Here is a 17,528-nt window from a genome sequence, read left to right on the forward strand (position 1 = left end):
CCCTTCGTTGCCAATGCCGTTCAAGCAAGGCATCCCAGAATCTCGAACTAAGCTGAGTCCTCTCGGAGAGAGGCTAGCTAGATTTCTCGGACATTTACAGATGCACCCTGCGCTTCAAGATGCGTTTTCAAACACGGCGCTCGGCTTCTTGGCACGGCTAGGACCAAGAGCTTTTCCGCTCGCGATGCCGCCACGTATAGCTTTCTAGCATTCTCGGCCTGGTCAGCAGGCTCGCCCGTCAACAAGAAATCGAGAATTCTGCCTAGGGTTCTCGACGTCGTCACCACACACACAGCAGGAAACTGCATACCTTTGACCGAATGGATCGTGCGCGGAAGGGGAGTGTCCCTCGGAGCGTCTACAAGTAGGCCTTCGAGACCAGTATTCCACCTCAGTTTCTGCGAGATCGTTTGACCATCATCGATAGAAAGTTCCCGCTCCAGCACTTGCTTTGCAGCACCTTGCCAACCACGGGCATCTCCGTGAACGGCTGGGGAAAATCGAAGCGTGCGCAAAAGTGTAATCACTTGCGAGCGCCAACTGGCAGGATCAATGTCGTTGTCGGCGATGTACTGGTGATAGGACACGCCGCCAAGCTTGCCCTCAAGTAGCAGAAACAGTTCATGGGCACTGTCCATGGCCTTCTTCATATCACTGTAGCCAGCGGCAAATTGAAACTCCGAAACCACTTCAGCAAGACGAAGGGTGCGATCCTGTGAACCTGTTGCTTTGGGCTGACCGGACGCGGCGGCCCCACTGGCCTTTGTGGAAGCGACAATTGGGGCGGAAGAAGGATGAATATCCGCGCTCCGCAAAATGGTGGAGAATGTTTCTCCTATCGAGGGCGGAACGCTATTGCCTCCGTAGGACAGGATTTCGACAGGTGCTGAGTGGCCCCTGAGCGAACCAAGCGCTTCATCGGGATCGCCCCGTACAGGGATAGGGCGAAACCCGGCGACGGCCTTGCAGATATTTGGGGAAGAACGGAAGTTGCCGGTAACCTTCTTGCGCTGAGCAGCAGGAAAAGTCTCTGCAAATGTACTAAGGAGGTCAGTGACCCCGCCTCGAAACTCGTAGATGGCTTGATTGGGGTCGCACACGACTTTTGTCGGAAGGCCGGAGTCACGAAGCCAAGCAATGATCCTCAGATCATCGGGGTTACAGTCCTGTGCCTCATCAACGATCACTTCACAAAATCGCCCTTTTAGAGCGAGCGCGATCCGTCGCGCGATTTGCGTATCTGAAATCCTCTGCAAGGCAAGTGACCGCGCTTCATCAAAGCCGAGATGGCCGCGCGCAAGGAGGCGCTCTCGTATTCGACTGGCAGTCGTTTCATAGGCCTGGACCTGATAGTCCTGCTTTTTGGAGACATCAAAGCCCTTGGACTTTGCGTCCGCCAGAAAGATCGCACCTGTATCGGGGCAAAAACAGGAAAGCGGTAGAATTTGTGCATTTTCGTACGGCTCCACGGGAAGGCCTGCCGTATCGGCAATCAAACGAGGTCGAACAGTTGCGCCAGGTAGTCCAAACGGTGCGACGAGGAAGTGCCAGACAAAGCTATCGAACGTTCCTATGAAGTTTGGAAATATCGGCGCGGGAAGCAATCGTTCCTGCGAAAGTCGCGTCTCCAGCTCGAAGACTGCGGCATGAGTGAAGGACAAAAACGCGATACCTTGGCCTTGGCCCAATGTGCCGAAAAGCTCGCGAGCGCGTTCGATCAAAATTCTGGTTTTCCCAGCACCCGGGCAGGCATCAACAAACGCCGAGCCTTCATGGTCGATGACAGCGCGTTGCTCTTCTGTAGGCGCGAAAGGCTTTGGCGTCATTTGACAATGGCCTTTATCGCATCGATCAAATATTGCGGTACTTGGAAGTCGGCAGATTTTGCGACCTGTTCGGCCAGAAGCTGGGCGAAGTCTCCTTTGGGTGTGTCCTTGAAAATCTTCTGCACAGCCTTGGCCTTGGCATAGCCTGCCAAAGCAACAGCCGATTCCCATTTCTCTTCCGATCTGGGATGCAGGCCGAGATAGACCTCTTTCATGATCGCGACATTTCCGGCGTTCACTAGTTCGGTCTCAAGCGAATAGGTATTGATGCAGACATCCAGATTGCCAGAAGCCGACTTGTCTCTTGCCAGTTCCTCCAGCTTTTCTTTGCGGCTCTGGCCGGGCCGCTCTGCACCTTCATCAACAGACTGCGCATCACCATCTGTCACGATCACCAACCTCTCGGCGATCCTGACGTCGTTGAAAGGTGAGAGAAGAGCTTTTGCATATGGTTGAAAGTCGACGCCATCGATCGGCACAAAGACTGCTGACCGAAAGACGCGAAAATCCTCAGGCTTGCCCTTGAACAAGTGGTGCTTTGCGATGGAGGGCAGGATTAGTGCTTCGGCAATGCCTTCAACCAGAAATACCCGACCCCCGAACAAGAGCGCGGATTTGGTAACATCGAGATAGCGGTCAATCTTGCGTCGCTCTTCATCATTGAGATCAAGCTTCGAGAGAGGGATACACCTCGATTCCGGTCGCGGCGCTTGCGCCGAGTCCGCGGGATCGTGGGCATCGCTTTGAGGCTCCGCGCTATCCTTGGTATCTACGACTGATTGGTCGTCGTCGCCTGCCTGAGGCTCTTGGATCTCCCCGGTCACAATCTCAGGGATGATCGATTTGACGAAGACGAGGTTGCGGTTCGGCACCCAGGCCGAGAGATTCGGAGAGTGCGTGGCGACAACGACCTGCAAATTGCCTGCGGGCGCATTTGGATCACTCTTTGGTTTGAAGGATTGTTCGGCGCGCTCTTCGAGGAAATTCAGAACAGCGGCCTGAAGTTGCGGATGCAGGTGTGCTTCCGGCTCCTCGACAAGAAAAAGCGTTAACTCGGCATTGTCGGTCTTCTCTAGCTTGACCGCGATAATCGCCATGTACAGTAGGTTGGCATAACCGTGACCGGAGTATTTCAGATCTTCAGGCGAAATACCGTGATCGGCAAGTTTGAACCGAAGGTCGCGGGCAATGTCGATCAGGCTTTCATTTGTGTTGAATCCCAACTCGGCACTTTGCCGCCTTACGCCCGCGGTCAATACATCCAGACCGCTTGCAACGGCACTGTCAACGTTACCGAGGATTGGGTTTTCGGTACCGCGGGCAAGACTCTTTGCCACATCGGCGGCGTCTTGGTTTCCGAGAAAATGGTTGAGCAGAGCGTTTATCCGCGTCGGATTGCCGGATGCCAATGCAAGCTTGGCATCACGAAGGGGCGGCAAATAGACATGGCGGATCATCTCGTGGGAGCCAGGCTCAGGAGCGGCTTTAAAGCGCCCACCCCACAACGTCGGCCTCACATAATGCCTCCTAGAAGAAGCGTCGTATGTGAGGCCAAAACAGGCTGCTTCCATGCTCTCGTCAGTAGTTGCCGAAAGCATTCGCCCCTGTTGCGGTGGCGTTAAATCGTTGAAGCTGGCCTTCAAATCAAAGCTTGCGGTACTTGACCCAAATCGAACGTCGGTTTGCTCGCAATAGATTTCTCTGCGGCCTCCAAGCGGCGTCGTGAGAAGTCGCATGGCATCGATAATATTACTCTTGCCACCATTATTTTCTCCCACAAGTACGGTGAGTTTCTTCTCGAAGTACGTGGTCTCTTTAGAGAAGGATCGAAAATTGACTAATTCTAGTTCACTTAGGTGCATACTGTTCCTTCAGGCGCTAGAATTTGCCCCGACATGCCTGGGCATTAAACGTGCTAAAGCCACGCAAAAGACAATAACTTGGCTAACTAATGTATTCACTTAGAATTCTGTGGATCTTAGCACATGGTTTTGAATTTCAGCTAGCTTAACTCGCATGCGACGCTTAGGGGCTGTTAGAAGTCCTCCGTGAAAGGCTGCATCGAAGTAATGTGGTCGAAGAATTTCAGGTTCGGACCGACCAGCAGAGGCTAAAGAGTCAGTCAGGCGCACCCGCTCTGGAGGCGCATACTTTTCCATGATAGCTTTGGTTTTCCGCAAGATTTTGAGGTGAGCGCATGTCCGATTTGAAGATCCAGTGCCCGAAGTGTTCCCACGAAATCGAATTGACCGAGCAACTTGCAGGCCCGATGCTCGCTGACCTCCGGGCGTCTTTCAATGATGAGCTGGCCAAGCAAGAGGCACAGGCGACCAAGGCGCTCGCCGAAGCACGGGCGCAGGCCAAGGATGCGGCCAAAGCTGAAACTGCGGCAGAACACGCCGCTCTTGAGCAACGTATCAAAGCACAGGAAGAAAAGTTGCGAGAGGCTCAACTGGCGCAAGCCGCTGCGCTGAAACATGAACAGGAACTCAAAGACAAAGAGGCCGAGATGGAGCTTACTTTGCAAAAAATGCTAGCGGCAGAACGTCCAGCACTAACTGAAAAGCTGACACGAGAAGCAAATGAAAAGGCCGAATTGAAACTGGCCGAACAAGAACAAGTTATGCAGGGCATGAAACGGCAGATCGAAACGCTGAAACAGAAATCCGAGCAAGGTTCAATGCAGACCCAGGGAGAAGCGGCAGAGATTGTATTGGAAGAAACCCTCGGTGCGGCCTTTCCGATGGATACCTTTGTGCCAGTTGCCAAAGGCGTTAGCGGTGCGGATGTTCGTCAGGAAGTGACCGCCGGCAATGGCATAGCAGGCAACATCCTCTGGGAAAGCAAACGTACAAAGAACTGGACCGCCGGTTGGCTAGCTAAATTGCGCGATGACCAACGGTCCTCGGGATGCGAAGTGGCTGTGATTACCTCCCAAGCCCTGCCTGAAGGGATTGAAAGTTTCGGCATGGTTGACGGCATCTGGGTTTGTGCACCTCGCTATGCAGTCCCACTAGCGTCCTCATTGCGCCAAGGTTTGATCGATGTAGCAAACGCCAAAGGCCGCGCAATGGGGCAGGAAACCAAGATGGAAATGATCTATGACTATCTGACCGGGACACAATTCAAGCAACGCGCCGATGCGATTGTCGAACGCTTCGAGGATATGCAAGATAACCTGCGCAAGGAACGCGCCTTTATCGAAAAGCAATGGGCGCTACGGGCCAAACAGATTGACCTGGTTATCGCCTCAACAGTTGGGATGCATGGTGACTTGCAAGGGATCGCTGGACGGTCGATGCCTGAAATCGAAAGCGTTGAAGCGTTGTTGATCGGGAAAGATAACTAAGGCTGAATAATGCCTCGAAATGGGCGGTTAGTCTTTTGTCGGCAATTCTATTGACGCCTGTGCCGCCAAGCTGCACTCCTTTCGATTGAAAAGCTCTCAGCATCCCCGTAGGTTCATCAGAACGAAAAAAGAACATCTGGGGTGGTGATATGGGTTATGCAATTGAGCTTACCGAAGTTGAGTTAGAAATCCTCAGCGGCATTGAGTTGGATCAATCGGCGCTGGATCATGAGCAATACAAGCGGCAAGGACCACTGGTCTTGAGTCTGTTGAAGTCGCTTGCTGAACGAAGTGCCATTCCCGAAGCTCGTTTGCGCTATTGGTCGGATCCAGAGTATCAGATCGGGCGCTTGAAGGCATCGCATAAAGGGCTCTTTGAGAGGAACGGTCGGCAGGGCGACGAAATCTACACACATCCACATTTTCTTGAATATCTTCGGTACTTCCTCTCCGGAGCAAATCTTCCTGAAGGTGCAACCTCCGAATTCGAAAAGGTGGTTGGAAACCCGGAATGGGTGTCGTCAGGCGATATCACCGATATTACCAAGGGAACTCGGGACATCGTCCGAAGACATGGATTGAAGGATCAAGACGAAGAGTTTTTTCGGCTCGCACTTGATGTCGGCTTGGACGTCTGGTTCGCCAAGTCGGTCCGGGATTCCGTAAAGCAAGTTCGCTGACCTCTGCCAATGCGTGACTATTACCGGAACAAGCTGAACAAGCTTTTGTCGTGCGCAGGTGACGAAGAGTTTATCCAACTCTTGTGGGCCACTCATATTCTGCAAACAGAGAACCCTGACCCTGCGCGAAAATTCCTGCGGCCGGAAACCGTTCCTGAGGGCGCGATCAGTGCGAAGATGCCTAGCGCATACTCAATACAAAAGTGGGAAATCGAGACGCTGGCAAACGAGTTAATGACAGTTCCTAAGGCCAAGCGAAAGGGAAGCGGACCGACCAGGACTCTCCGCTGGGACCACTTTGGTGCGTCGATGGACTGTGTAAATTGGCTGAGGAAGCTCGAAAATGTTGAGTACCGGATTCAGAAGAAACGCCAAGATATCTTTGTCGAGATGGGGCGCATTGCTGCGCGACAGTTCGATTGGCAAAGGGGATTTGTGAATATCCCACAGTTCTATCGCAATGTCTTTGTTTACGGCCAAGGTCCGTGTGCCGCACACTTCGAAGAAGTGCATGGAATATCGCTAAATCGCTTCTCACAAGTTGGTTTCATGCTGTTTGTGTCGCTTACAAACTTTCCGATCGTCCGGAACGACAAGTCGTGGGTGGCTTTGGGAGTAGATTGGGAGGAGGTAGAAAAGGTCTTGGCGCTCGTAGCAACGCCATTTTCGAAGGCTGCGGCTCTGGCAAAGGACAGGCGACGCAGGATCATCCACACAGCAGACAAACCTAGCATCCTTCGACAGTCCCCTTGTTTACGCTTTGGCAAAGAGGGTGAGCGAATTCGTGCGCCTCTGCCGGAACTGATCCTTGAACGCGTTACGTCTGGAGTATTTTACGACGTAGTGGGTGGCGGTGGCCCTATCCGAGACGATTACGGTAGGCGTTTCGAAGACTACAGCGCTCGCTATCTCGCTGAAACGTTGCCAGGTTTCGAGTGGGAGCGAGAATTCAGCTATAGAAAAAAGCCCAACAGATTTGATACCCCAGACATTCTTTGCGGGGAGAACAGCAGGATCTCAGTGGCTTTTGAGTGCAAAGCAACCCGAATGTCGCAGCAAGCGATGTTTGGGATGAACCCGATCGAGGCGCGAGGCTATCAAGACATCGCGAAGGCTGTTTTTCAACTGTGGCGGTTCTTCTCACACTGCCGCCGAGGACACGCTAGGAGAACGGTCGACAATGATACCGTCGGAGTGGTGCTAACTTTGGACAACTGGCTTGTGCTGGCTGACACCCTGAGAAAACAGGTTCTGGAAGAGGCAGAAAAAATGGCGTTTGAAAAAGACCCCGATATCTCTGAGGAAGACAAAAAACCCATAGTTTTTGTCGCGATTCCGGAACTTGAGCGCACACTATCGACTTCAACGGAAACGACATTCATACAGGCCTTGAAATCGTCCAACACCGAGAAGTACTGGGGCTGGCGACTGGACGGCGTGCACAATGATTTGGTTGCGGGTACAGCGCATCCAAGTCGAAACTATCCGTTTGCCAATGAACTTGGAATACTACTCCCTTGGTGGGACGAACTTGGCGGCGAACGAGCCGATCGCAAGACTAGCTAAACTTGCAGAAATCTCGAGTGCCTACGTTCTCCTGCTCGGGATATTTTTCCAGGTAGGGAGCGTGCTTACGGCGATATTCTTGTTCGGAGAGCTACAGCTTGGCATGGCCAAAACAACTTGAACTGTAGCCAAGCGCCGAATTCTTCGGTTGTCTCATTTTCTATTTGTCATTTAAAGTCCGGCGAGCATCAACAATGCGCAAAAGATGGCTAGCGAGCAAAACAATCTCAATCGCTTCTTGAGCATCATCCATAGATACACTTCGGTGAGAGTGCGGGTTTTTGTAAGATCCGATGGCGCCTGCGAAAAGGTGCATCAGTGCTTCGGCCTCGGCGTCCTGTTGTGTACAGTCACGCAGTGGTCCATCCTTGAGATTGAAGGCGCGGCGTATCATGGGGACGCCATGATCTCCTTCGGGAAAACCTGCGGCAGTACGAACTGCAATCTCGACCGCCCGCATCGCCTTAAAGACGGCCTCAGCATAGTCTCCCCGAACAAATGCGATCCAGACGTTTGTGGCAATCTCAGGGTGAAGTAAATCGCGTTGCAACCGACGCGCGGTCACATATTGGTCGAAATCTGTCACTGTTTTTAGAGATTTAGCTCGTCTGCTGAGAACCTTCCAACTCTCGTTTCCAGGTTCCGGCACAAGAAAGCCCTGCGATTGTAGCCATGCCAGGGCTTCTGAAACAGCCAGGCTAACTCGCTCTATGTATTCTCTTGGATAACTAGGCATCCTGTCATTGTGCCCGGCCGAATTCTTTGTCTCCAACATCAAGTTGTGAATGCTGAAGGTACGATCGCCGCGTTCGCATCTTTCGCGAAGGAAGAAAAGCAATTTACCCGCCAACTCTTCAGGTTCAAACGCAAGGACAACCTCTGGATCCGGAAAATTCGCAGGAAGCTCGTGCACAATTAGACCCTATCATAAAATTAGTGTCCTTCTTTGAGCATGTATCAAACCGTTGACCGAACTCCAAGATGCACGAATGGCCGCTTTGGTGAAGCTGCATTGCAGCGCTCGACGATACTGCAGGAGTCAGCAATGGGCCTTACTCGACGAGGTTCCAGGTAACTTTGGTTACGATGCTGCTCCGTCTCGGAGGACAGCTCCGAGCGCTTCCGCGACCTTTGTGCACTGCGCAGCGTGCGACGGACAGGCCGTAAGGCAGACTGATGTATGTGTGGGCGACACAGGTGCCACATCTTGCCGAAGCAGTCGACTGAGACCCAAGCTGGAGTGGATGAGGTGGTTGGTTTCACATAGTCCATCGCAATCCAAGCCTCGGATTGCTCCGCGTTCAGTTCGATGCAGTGCCCGGGTGGGATAATCTGGAAGTGACAGAGCGCTTCAAAATCCGGTCGAGATCAGCATAGGTGAAGGCCGGCGCGCGGCCGATCAGAAAGGATGGCGCGAACAAATCGATCACCTTCTGGTCTGGTTTGAGGGATTCGCGTACCTCGCGCCGGGTCTGTTTCAGTTGAGCACTAGAAGGGTTTACGATGTCGTTTCGTCGCAGAACAGCAGTGACCATGCGCTCTAGGCGATCCTGCCGCGTGCGCCCGACGCAGTAGGTTCGGATGTATCGCAACAGCGATTGGAAAAACAGGCCCTGACAATGAAACAACTGCATGACTCCGCCGAGAGTCGCCTCGAATGCTGCCGTCACATTCGAGGTTCGGTTCATCTCCAGATAGAAAGCCAGTGTTTGCGCCTCGAGGAAGCCGACGCTGATTTCCTCAGGTGGGGCGCAAAAGAAGTAAGCCGGCACGGGTCGTTTCAGGCTCACCTGTTTGTAGAGGTGGAGGCCGAAGCACAGCGCAAAGATACAAGTCAGATTGTTGGCCGTCGCAACATTTAGGGCCCGCAGGTCTTCGATGATCTCGCTCCACCCGACACGTTCGCCGCTCGGTGCAAGCATGAGGCCGTCGGAAACTGTGCCGTGAGCATCGATGTGGAGCACCGGCCTTAATCCTTGCTCGGCCTTCACGGTTAACTGCCTGAAGAGGTCGCTCAGTTCGGCACGATCGCGAACGGCATACTCGAAGAGTGGGAAACCGCCGCCTGTGGCAAGGCCCTCAAGGTCCTCGAGGATGCGTCGACTGGGTCCCATCTCCTGTTCCGGCAGCGAGTGGATCCACACGATCGCGTTGGTCTGCAACGATTCCGAGATCGTGAGGGCGGTGTCAGAGTAAGATATCATTCTGGTGGGGCTCGCCTTGCTCTGGCATTTGATTGCTGTGCATCAGACATATCGGGGTTGTCCGAGAAGGGTGGACAGCTCGAGGCGGTCGCCGAGTCCGGCGGCTGCCACATGTTGAACGACAGTGGCCCGCTCGGCTTCTGTGGTGGTCGAACCGAGCACGATACGTTCGATCAGAGCCGAAAGATCAACGTCGACAAAGATGCCGTTTTCAGGAACTTGGACGCCAAATTCCTCAGCCATTCGAACAGAGATTGCGAGCCGATACTCCCGCTCCCACTCAAAGGCCCTATGCTTGAAGAAGAACCGGTCGAGCATGGCAACGCCACGCATACGAACCTGGGTCAGATCGACATATTCGACCGGACCACCCCACAGATCCTCGACGCCATATTCCGGCTTGAGACGGAAGGGCTTGAAGGCGGCGCGGATGCGATCGGGCGTGGTGCAGATCGCGATGCCTTTGGACTCTCCGGCGTAGAGCTTCCACATTGCATCGCTCTCGTAGGCGGCGCGATGCCAACAGCTAATCTTGGTCAACCTTTTCAACTGGAAGAAGGCGCGCTCGACATTCTCCATTTCGGCGTAACGGGGATCAGGCGGCGGCACGTTCAACTGGACGGCTACAGCACCTTCAAACGGATCGGTGAACTGGTTGGCGGATGCAAAATAGAGCCGGCTCGCCGTCAGCGTTGAAAGGAAGCGATCGAAGCGAAAATATTTCCAGAGAGTTTCGCCGCCGTCAACTTGAACCTCGCCAACCTCGCGCAATATGGCCTCCCAACTTCAACAATACTTGTCCGTCTCTGCCTGCCCATCGACGACAGTCTGCCTTCTTGGTTGGCGATACATAACCTGAGCATGTACCCCCGAAAGCAGCCGACTGTCACCACGGTAACGAACAGCAGCTCGGTCCCGCGGACTGTACCTTGAATTTGCAAATGCAGCGAATGACCGCAAAGCGGGCTGCGAATGCAGCATTCAGGTGCCCTGCTGGAAGGCAGCTCTGGGCCGCTTGCTGGCACAACACGATCCGTCGGTTGAACATGCTGCGACCGATCTAATGGCGGTTGAGAGCCCAATTTACTGGATGCTGCGATGTGAACGAACAGCAGCTTCCGGACATCCGTGAACGGTCTCTCACGTGGTCCTTGCCCCGACTGCTTCTTTGCTTTGAGGTTCCGTCGCCAGGATTGAACCTGCTAGAGCCTCAACATCTTTCATGGGGGGTAGCCCAAATTGTCTGCGGTACTCGCGGCTGAACTGTGATGGGCTTTCATATCCCACGGTGAATGCCGCCTGGGCGGCAGACTGGTCTTCGAAGAGCATGAGCCTGCGCGCTTCCTGAAGACGGAGACGTTTATGATATTGAAGGGGTGACATGAGCGTCACGGCCTTGAAGTGCTGATGCAGGGCTGAGGGTTGAAGATGCGCTTCTTCGGCCAACCGGGCCATTTCGAACGGCTCGCGGTAGTTTTTCTTGATCGATGCGATGACACGCGCGATCTGCTTTCCTTGCCCCGGCCCATAGACACTCCGCAGCACGGCCTGACCGCCTGGTGCACGGATGATCCGGTAGAGCAATTCGCGCTCATAGAGCTTTGCAAGCGCGGGAATGTCTTCGGGCGATTCAATAAGTTTAACCAACCGCGTAGCGGCATCTAGGATGTCCGGTGTGGTTTCGCCCAAAAAAAGCCCGGCCCTTTTGACGGTGTTTCATCATCCCATGGCATATCAATGGCCAGATCGGAAAGGACGCCGACGTCAATGCCGATGCGGATGCAAAGATACGGCTCTGGCGAACTGGCTGAGGTGATCTGGCCGATGATGGGTAAGTCGAAAGACACAACCAGGTAGTTTGCGGGGTCGTAGTCATAAATGTGGTCGGCAAGCATGACCCGCTTCGCACCCTGAACGACGAGGCACAGCGCAGGTTCATGAACCGTATGCAGGTCTTGCGTCTGCTGCGTGCTGCGGATGAGGTCCAACCGCGGGACGAGTGTTGTGTGAACGCCGTCAGATTGCACAAATCGGGCAACCAGCTTCGCAAGATCTTCAACTGTTTCTGTCATGGTTTACCCTCCATGTCATAAGCAAGCCGTGCGGCTGCATTGCATGCCATCTAGGTCCAGATAAGCATTTTTCTCAGCCTCACGGAGAATTAGGCAATGATCCCGTGAGATCGTGCTACCGCCTAAAGCACTGGCATTCACATATCCACCGCGTAAGAGACGGCTCCAATCATGGGGCCGGCGACAGACAGGAGGTCGATATGACAGATGACAAAAAGGTATGGTTCATAACCGGGGCTTCACGGGGCCTTGGTCTTCAGATCGCGAAGGCGGCCTTGGACGCTGGCGATCGCGTCGTGGCGACCGGGCGGGATGCGGATGCAGTCAAAAAAGCTTTACCGAATACCGACGACGCACTGGCATTGCAGCTGGATGTCACTGACGCCAAACAAGCCGATACCGCCGTTGCCAAAGCCGTTGCTAATTTCGGACGGGTTGACGTCCTTGTGAACAATGCAGGCTACGGGCAGCTTGGCGTGTTCGAGGAGATCGAGCACGAAAAGATCGTTCGCCAGTTCGACACCAACGTCCATGGGACGCTGCATGTCACCCGCGCTGTGTTGCCGACCATGCGATCGCAAAAATCGGGCCATATCTTCAACATCTCGTCCATTGGTGGTGCGCTCGGCTTCGACATTGCGTCGATCTACTGCGCTACAAAATTTGCGGTCGAAGGGTTCTCGGAATGTCTGGCCCTTGAGGTGAATCCATTCAACATCGGCGTCACTATTGTTGAGCCAGGCTTCTTCCGCACGGATTTCCTTGATGAAAGCTCAATCCGATACACAGATCAGCCGATCAGTGACTATGCCGAATACGCCAAGGCGACGCAGGGCTTCTATCAATCGCAGAACCAAGTGCAGGCCGGCGACCCCGCAAAGTTGGGTGCGGCGCTCGTGCGGCTTTCGCGGGATGAAGATGCGCCTCTGCGCTACGCCGCTGGCTCGGATGCCTTCGAGTATCTAAGCGGTGCCTACGACGCCCGAAAAGGTGAACTGGCCAAGTGGCAAGACTTGTCCAAATCGACAGACGGCGCAACCGCCACTGCCGCCTGACCACAAACCTCACTCTGTGCTGAAGATGTTCGAGTTTGAATGTCTTCAGTATTCGACATCAAGGAAAAGGATACTGCCAATGTACAAAATTACCCTTTCAGCCATCGCGGTTGCGACCAGCCTCTCGATGTCTCCCGTGAACGCGCAATCGAATGAAGGAAGCACCATGCCAGACACGACAGAAGAGCGGCTTCAGCGTGGTGCTGATGTCATTCTCAAGCTGAACAACGGCGTTCCTCAAACCACCCTGGAGAACATGCGTGAAGAATTTCCGTTCTTGGCTGACGCTACCCAGGCCTATGCCTTGGGCGACGTCTGGACACGTCCTGGTCTTGACGACCGCACGCGCCAGCTTGCAGCTGTGGCCGCGTTTGCTGCCATGGGAGAGCGTGGATTGATGAAGATCCACGCAGGCTATGCTCTCAATGTCGGTGTGACCGAAGAGGAACTGAAAGAGATTGTCTATATGATCACCGTCCCTGCTGGCTTCCCAAAGGCTATTCTCGCCTCCCAAACCATGTCGGAACTGTTTGAAGAGTGGCGCAGCGCCGGGACAGACCAGTGAGGGGGATTGGACATGGATTGCTTGCCAAGGTTTTCGCCGTCGGGTTGGGGATTATCATGAGTGGTACGACCGCTGGCGCGCAGCTTGTCACTACGGATTTCCCACGCTCGCCGCGCCCCGAGGCTCCGACTGAGCCGCAATCACATGAATTCGTCGGCATGTGGGTGACAGAAGACGGGCATATCCGCCACGATCTCTTGCCGAACGGGCGCTACGATGAAGCACGCGGCAACCGGGAAAGCGCCTACCAGGGACGCTACCATGTCACTGGCGACATTATCCAGTATTGGGACGACACCGGCTTCTATGCTGATGGTCAGTTTCGAGACGGAGTCCTTTATCACGGCGCTTACGTCTTCTATCGCGAGGAATAGCGAATTTCCTACTTCACCGTGAAATCGACGGCATATGAGACCGGAGATCAGAATGATCGAAAACTACCGACATACCGTTCTACGTAGCTTGAGCCTTGCCGTTTGTTTAACGCTGGCGCTTGGGTTTTCTCCAATCGCTGCTGAGGACTCCGCGATTGAGGAAACGAACCGACAGATCGTTGGTGACGCATTCAAAGGCTGGGAGGCGGGCACAGCCAATGTGTTCGACCTGCTAGCCGATGACGTCATCTGGACCATCACCGGTTTCAATCCAATGGTATCTGGAACTTACTATGGGAAAAAAGACCTGCTCTCCCGCACCGTCGAACCCTTTAGCGAACGCATGAGCGAAGGTCTCAACCCAACTGTACATAGTGTTTGGGCGGATGGTGAAGACGTCATCGTTCATTTCGATGGCAAGGGGAGAACGGCGGCCGGTGATGTTTATAAGAACAGCTATCTCTGGATTTTCAAGATGGATGGTGGCGTTGCGACAGAGGTCATTGCATTCCTCGATACAGCAGCGTTTGCGGCCCTTCTCTCACGCGACCCGGGCTAACTGCTCGATCAGACTTTGCGGTGCATCATTTGATCGAGGTTCGCGATGATGTGCACCAAAAGGCCTGTGAACAGGGCTTTCTGTTTGTCCGTCAATCCGAACAGCGCTTCTCGGTTGCCCTCCATTAGAACTTCAATCGCAATGGGCATTCGCTCCAGTGCCGTGGGTGTCAGCGATATCTTCTAGCTCCGGCCATCCTTGGGATCAGGCCTGCGTTCGATCAAACCGTCGCGCTCCATCCGGTTGAGCATCTGTGCTATGGGCGGCTGCTCAATCTTCGCAAAGCGTGCAAGGTGACGTTGCGTTTCCGCATGATCGTTTCGCAGAGCCACCAGAACCGGCAGATGACCCGGCGCAATGTGCGGCCACGGGCGTTGATGTGGCGCAGTCAGCAATTGATGCGGCGCAACGTGCAGCGGAAAATGCTGGCATTGCAGAACGCGCACGCTTCGCCCGTCACGACCTGAATGTCTCTCCGCCCCAGATGGAGCGTTCGATCTCGTCTCGGCGATGTTTCTGCAGTCACCAGGCAAGTTTGACGGGCCGCAGCGTTGCAGCGCGCAGCAAGTGTGGTTGCACCTAGCGGCATGCTCCTGATCGCAGCCCATGGATCACGCGCACCGTGGTCCTGGGCTGATGCCGACACGATCTATCCGACTGCAGACGAAGAACTGGCCCATCTCGACCTCAACCAATCCGAATGGCGCGAGGTCTTCGTCGGACCCATCGAACGGGTCGCAAACGGCCCGGGCGGCCAAACGGCAACGGTTACCGACACGGTCATCGCGCTCGAAAAATTGCAATAGACGTCATGATTGGACCAAGCTTTCCGACATTAGTGACGTCCCCCGCTATTTGAGCAAACGTAAAACCGCCATTCGTGACTGAGTTGCCAACGGCAGGTTTGTCCCGCGATGTGTGAGTTCAAGCGACGCCAGATATTGCACTTGCAGCGAATGACTGCAAAGCGGGCTGCGAGTGCGGCATGCCGACGGGGTGCGCAAGGTCGGCTAAGGGCCGCTGGCGGCATAGCTTGGGCCCACGGCTGAAATGCTGCATTCGCTCCGCTGGCGGCAATAAGCCCGATTTTAGCGATGCTGCGTTTGTGCCTAATGGCCGATTTGAGAAAGAAACGCGATCAAGTGGGTCCTGGGCCTTTTCCTACGCGCGGATGCACCCGTGTTCCGTCCGACAGTGCGATGCACAATACGATTTCGTCTGCGCGCGGTGCGTCAGGCACCCAGAGCGTCATCGTATCGATATGGTCAAAAGACCAGGCATCGTCTTTATGATCAAGTGGCAGGTCAATGGACCCGCCCAAAGCTCCAACCTTGTGGTTGGACGGCATCAGAGACTTACCGCCGCCGATGGCTGCCCGCACCGGTTTGCCAAGCGCGGGGTGCAACAAGGCAGCCCCGTGTTCCATCGCACCCGAAGATCCGACAAGAGCGGCTTTGCCATAGCAGACAGCAGGTGCTCCCAGCATATTCACAAGCTCCTGTGTCAGCAGAATCTCCAAGCTGCGCACCAACATCGAAGAGCGGCGACAGGTCGTCTTGATGGACACCGGCGAAGGGGTTTTCACAACCGCCATAGCCACAACGCGGGTGATCGGATCGCACGCTTGACCCATTTCATCTGCGGTGATGATTTCCTTTGCAAAAACTGTTTTCCGAATGTTCATCGTCACACTTTCCTTTCTTTCCCTATCTCGGGCGCACCTATGAAAAACTGGAACACAATGCCAAGCGGCACCACCGCAGCAAAGAGGATCATTGCAAGAAGCAAGGGGGCTTGCGGATTGCCAGTCACGTCAAGGATCGCACCGGCAATCGGCGGCGTGATCCACATTATTGCATAGTAGACCGTAAAGAATACACCCATGCCAAAGGCCCTGACGTGGGGCCGCATCGCTTGCCCCGCCATTGCCATGATAACCCCAGCAGGCGCCATGCCGATCAGTCCAAACAGAACGCTTGCGCCAACGCCAGCGCTAGGCAGGCAAATTAACAAGAGCGCAGCGATAGCACCGCCCATGCAGACAGCCAAGACTGTGTTTCGTCCACCAATGCGATCCACGATCTGTCCGCAGGCCGCACCGGAAAAGATCATGATCCAGCTGCCCACACTGATGATGCCAGCAGCAGCGATGGCGCTTTGGCCGTGGCTTTCAAGAACTTTTGGCGCAAAAGCAAGATAGGTGACGTAGGCAGCGTTAAAGACGCCCCAGGCGGCCGCCGCACATAAGATCAAACGCCATTCCTGTCCTGTCAGCGCAACCTGTGCACTGCCCGTCACCTCCGGCAAATCATGCGGCGGACGGTAAAGATAATAGACCGCGAGCGCCGCAATTATGCAATAGACGGAAGCAGCCTGAAACGGCACTTGCCAACCGTAAGTCTGCGCCAACCAGGTGTGGCCAACTTGGCCCATAGCGATCCCGAAAGGCCAGCTCATCACAAGGATGCTCATGGCCGTGGCAATTTCGCGGCCCTCAAACCAATCCGCCACCATCTTGGTGAAATATAGCGTCGTGAACAGAAACCCGGCCCCGGCAAAGATGCGGCCCACGCCAATGGCCCAGCTATCCGTCGCAAGCGATGACGCGGCCCCACCCAACGCCAATGCGCATAGGCCTAGCACCACCATTATCCGGTCTGACACGTAACGCCCCCAATACCCGGCAGGGATGGCCAAAAACAATCCGGGTGCCATGAACAGACCAATCAGGAAGCCGATATCGGCGTAGCTGAGGCCGAAGGTGCCGACCAGATCGTCGCCAACGGACGCTACGGTTTGAAACTGAAACCCGAGTCCGACACGCGCAAAAAACAGCAACCCCAGAATGCGCCAGCGCATCACGCCCAGCCAAGCCCGCGCAGCGCGTGCACGTCGTTCCAGATTTTGGTTATATGGCTGATTTTATCGCCGTCAAACTGCATCATATAGGCGTAATCCGAGACAACCTCTTTGCCTGTTGGCGCAACCGGTCCGCCTTCCCCGGTTTGCGTGCCGTGGAATTCGGCAGCGGCAACGACAGTCCCGCGTGCTTCGTCCAGAGCAAAAGCTGTCAGTTTGTAGCGGCCATCCGGTACGGGGGTCAGAAGCCCCTTCATCCACTCAGCGTATTCAGCAAGGGTTGTCGTTTCTGCCAGAGCGTCAGCCTGACAGGAAAAACGCGCCCCTTCGTGGCAGAAAAGCTTGCAGCCTTCCCACCCTTTGCCTGTTTCGCAGGCTTCGAAAAAGGCTTTGGCGGTTTCGTATTGTGTCATTGTGCT

The 17,528-nt window shown here is 54.6% G+C and carries 21 protein-coding genes and 1 pseudogene; 9 read left to right on the plus strand and 13 right to left on the minus strand.

All coding sequences use genetic code 11. The features are described from left to right. Positions 1–77: 77 nt before the first annotated feature. From ACZ1HN_RS06840 to ACZ1HN_RS06850, 3 genes are all read right to left on the minus strand, one after another. Positions 78–1,826, minus strand: coding sequence for a UvrD-helicase domain-containing protein (locus ACZ1HN_RS06840; RefSeq protein WP_472726949.1), 1,749 nt, complete (start codon positions 1,824–1,826; stop codon positions 78–80). Further along, entirely contained in the window at positions 1,823–3,688 is a 1,866-nt protein-coding gene (locus ACZ1HN_RS06845) for an ATP-dependent nuclease (RefSeq protein ID WP_472726950.1), read from the minus strand. Before ACZ1HN_RS06845 ends, ACZ1HN_RS06840 begins: the two co-directional genes overlap by 4 nt. Before the next feature lie 260 nt (positions 3,689–3,948). After that, on the minus strand, positions 3,949–4,287 hold the full coding sequence (locus ACZ1HN_RS06850) for a hypothetical protein (protein ID WP_472726951.1): 339 nt from the start codon (positions 4,285–4,287) through the stop codon (positions 3,949–3,951). Here ACZ1HN_RS06850 and ACZ1HN_RS06855 point away from each other — a divergent pair. From ACZ1HN_RS06855 to ACZ1HN_RS06865, 3 genes are all read left to right on the plus strand, one after another. Then, on the plus strand, positions 4,264–5,175 hold the full coding sequence (locus ACZ1HN_RS06855; RefSeq protein WP_472726952.1) for a DUF2130 domain-containing protein: 912 nt from the start codon (positions 4,264–4,266) through the stop codon (positions 5,173–5,175). The two genes, ACZ1HN_RS06850 and ACZ1HN_RS06855, sit on opposite strands and share 24 nt — an antisense overlap. Positions 5,176–5,324: 149 nt before the next feature. Then, on the plus strand, positions 5,325–5,855 hold the full coding sequence (locus ACZ1HN_RS06860) for a hypothetical protein (protein WP_472726953.1): 531 nt from the start codon (positions 5,325–5,327) through the stop codon (positions 5,853–5,855). A 9-nt stretch (positions 5,856–5,864) separates the two neighbouring features. Next, positions 5,865–7,421 (plus strand): hypothetical protein, encoded by a 1,557-nt coding sequence (locus ACZ1HN_RS06865; protein WP_472726954.1) that lies wholly within the window; start codon positions 5,865–5,867, stop codon positions 7,419–7,421. Between the two features lie 160 nt (positions 7,422–7,581). Here the strand turns inward: ACZ1HN_RS06865 and ACZ1HN_RS06870 are convergent, their stop codons facing one another. The 5 genes and pseudogenes from ACZ1HN_RS06870 to ACZ1HN_RS06890 form a co-directional block, all read right to left on the minus strand. Beyond that, positions 7,582–8,334, minus strand: coding sequence for a TIGR02391 family protein (locus ACZ1HN_RS06870; RefSeq protein ID WP_472726955.1), 753 nt, complete (start codon positions 8,332–8,334; stop codon positions 7,582–7,584). A gap of 388 nt (positions 8,335–8,722) precedes the next feature. Further along, positions 8,723–9,625, minus strand: a complete 903-nt coding sequence (locus ACZ1HN_RS06875; RefSeq protein WP_472726956.1) for a hypothetical protein — start codon at positions 9,623–9,625, stop codon at positions 8,723–8,725. A gap of 42 nt (positions 9,626–9,667) precedes the next feature. Beyond that, positions 9,668–10,396: a DUF2971 domain-containing protein gene (locus ACZ1HN_RS06880; protein ID WP_472726957.1), complete on the minus strand. Its 729-nt coding sequence runs from the start codon at positions 10,394–10,396 to the stop codon at positions 9,668–9,670. A gap of 369 nt (positions 10,397–10,765) precedes the next feature. After that, complete coding sequence (locus ACZ1HN_RS06885) at positions 10,766–11,080, minus strand: helix-turn-helix transcriptional regulator (RefSeq protein WP_472729291.1); 315 nt, start codon at positions 11,078–11,080, stop codon at positions 10,766–10,768. Positions 11,081–11,233: 153 nt separating this feature from the next. Further along, a pseudogene (locus ACZ1HN_RS06890) lies at positions 11,234–11,697 on the minus strand (AraC family transcriptional regulator); the annotation flags it as partial. Between the two features lie 200 nt (positions 11,698–11,897). Between ACZ1HN_RS06890 and ACZ1HN_RS06895 the strand changes: the two are divergent. Genes ACZ1HN_RS06895 through ACZ1HN_RS06910 form a run of 4 tightly spaced genes read left to right on the plus strand, consistent with a single transcriptional unit; the run spans position 11,898 to position 14,250 of the window. Further along, positions 11,898–12,752, plus strand: a complete 855-nt coding sequence (locus tag ACZ1HN_RS06895; RefSeq protein ID WP_472726958.1) for an oxidoreductase — start codon at positions 11,898–11,900, stop codon at positions 12,750–12,752. A gap of 25 nt (positions 12,753–12,777) precedes the next feature. Beyond that, the gene (locus ACZ1HN_RS06900) at positions 12,778–13,317 is read left to right on the plus strand and encodes a carboxymuconolactone decarboxylase family protein (protein ID WP_472726959.1); all 540 of its coding nucleotides are present in this window, start codon (positions 12,778–12,780) and stop codon (positions 13,315–13,317) included. Between the two features lie 56 nt (positions 13,318–13,373). Then, entirely contained in the window at positions 13,374–13,691 is a 318-nt protein-coding gene (locus ACZ1HN_RS06905) for an Atu4866 domain-containing protein (RefSeq protein ID WP_472726960.1), read from the plus strand. Positions 13,692–13,743: 52 nt separating this feature from the next. Further along, the gene (locus ACZ1HN_RS06910; RefSeq protein ID WP_472726961.1) at positions 13,744–14,250 is read left to right on the plus strand and encodes a nuclear transport factor 2 family protein; all 507 of its coding nucleotides are present in this window, start codon (positions 13,744–13,746) and stop codon (positions 14,248–14,250) included. Between the two features lie 8 nt (positions 14,251–14,258). On the opposite strand, the gene ACZ1HN_RS06915 is transcribed toward ACZ1HN_RS06910, so the two are convergent. Together ACZ1HN_RS06915 and ACZ1HN_RS06920 are read right to left on the minus strand one after the other, a co-directional pair. Beyond that, positions 14,259–14,399, minus strand: a complete 141-nt coding sequence (locus tag ACZ1HN_RS06915; RefSeq protein ID WP_472726962.1) for a hypothetical protein — start codon at positions 14,397–14,399, stop codon at positions 14,259–14,261. A 33-nt stretch (positions 14,400–14,432) separates the two neighbouring features. Then, positions 14,433–14,582, minus strand: coding sequence for a MarR family transcriptional regulator (locus tag ACZ1HN_RS06920; RefSeq protein WP_472729292.1), 150 nt, complete (start codon positions 14,580–14,582; stop codon positions 14,433–14,435). On the opposite strand from ACZ1HN_RS06920, the gene ACZ1HN_RS06925 reads away from it, so the two are divergent. Further along, positions 14,562–14,717 (plus strand): hypothetical protein, encoded by a 156-nt coding sequence (locus ACZ1HN_RS06925; RefSeq protein ID WP_472729382.1) that lies wholly within the window; start codon positions 14,562–14,564, stop codon positions 14,715–14,717. The two genes, ACZ1HN_RS06920 and ACZ1HN_RS06925, sit on opposite strands and share 21 nt — an antisense overlap. Positions 14,718–14,837: 120 nt before the next feature. Continuing rightward, positions 14,838–15,056 carry a hypothetical protein gene (locus ACZ1HN_RS06930; protein ID WP_472726963.1) on the plus strand — a complete coding sequence of 73 codons (219 nt, stop codon included), beginning with the start codon at positions 14,838–14,840 and terminating at the stop codon, positions 15,054–15,056. 332 nt (positions 15,057–15,388) lie between these two features. On the opposite strand, the gene ACZ1HN_RS06935 is transcribed toward ACZ1HN_RS06930, so the two are convergent. Genes ACZ1HN_RS06935 through ACZ1HN_RS06945 form a run of 3 tightly spaced genes read right to left on the minus strand, consistent with a single transcriptional unit; the run spans position 15,389 to position 17,522 of the window. Then, a complete protein-coding gene (locus ACZ1HN_RS06935; RefSeq protein ID WP_472726964.1) occupies positions 15,389–15,934 on the minus strand; it encodes an amino acid synthesis family protein in 546 nt (181 codons plus the stop codon). Positions 15,935–15,936: 2 nt separating this feature from the next. Continuing rightward, entirely contained in the window at positions 15,937–17,109 is a 1,173-nt protein-coding gene (locus ACZ1HN_RS06940) for an MFS transporter (RefSeq protein ID WP_472726965.1), read from the minus strand. Then, entirely contained in the window at positions 17,109–17,522 is a 414-nt protein-coding gene (locus tag ACZ1HN_RS06945) for an ester cyclase (protein ID WP_472726966.1), read from the minus strand. The genes ACZ1HN_RS06940 and ACZ1HN_RS06945 overlap by 1 nt, the downstream gene beginning before the upstream one ends. Between the last annotated feature and the right edge of the window lie 6 nt (positions 17,523–17,528).

It is taken from the genome of Tateyamaria sp. GN1-10, assembly GCF_055693845.1.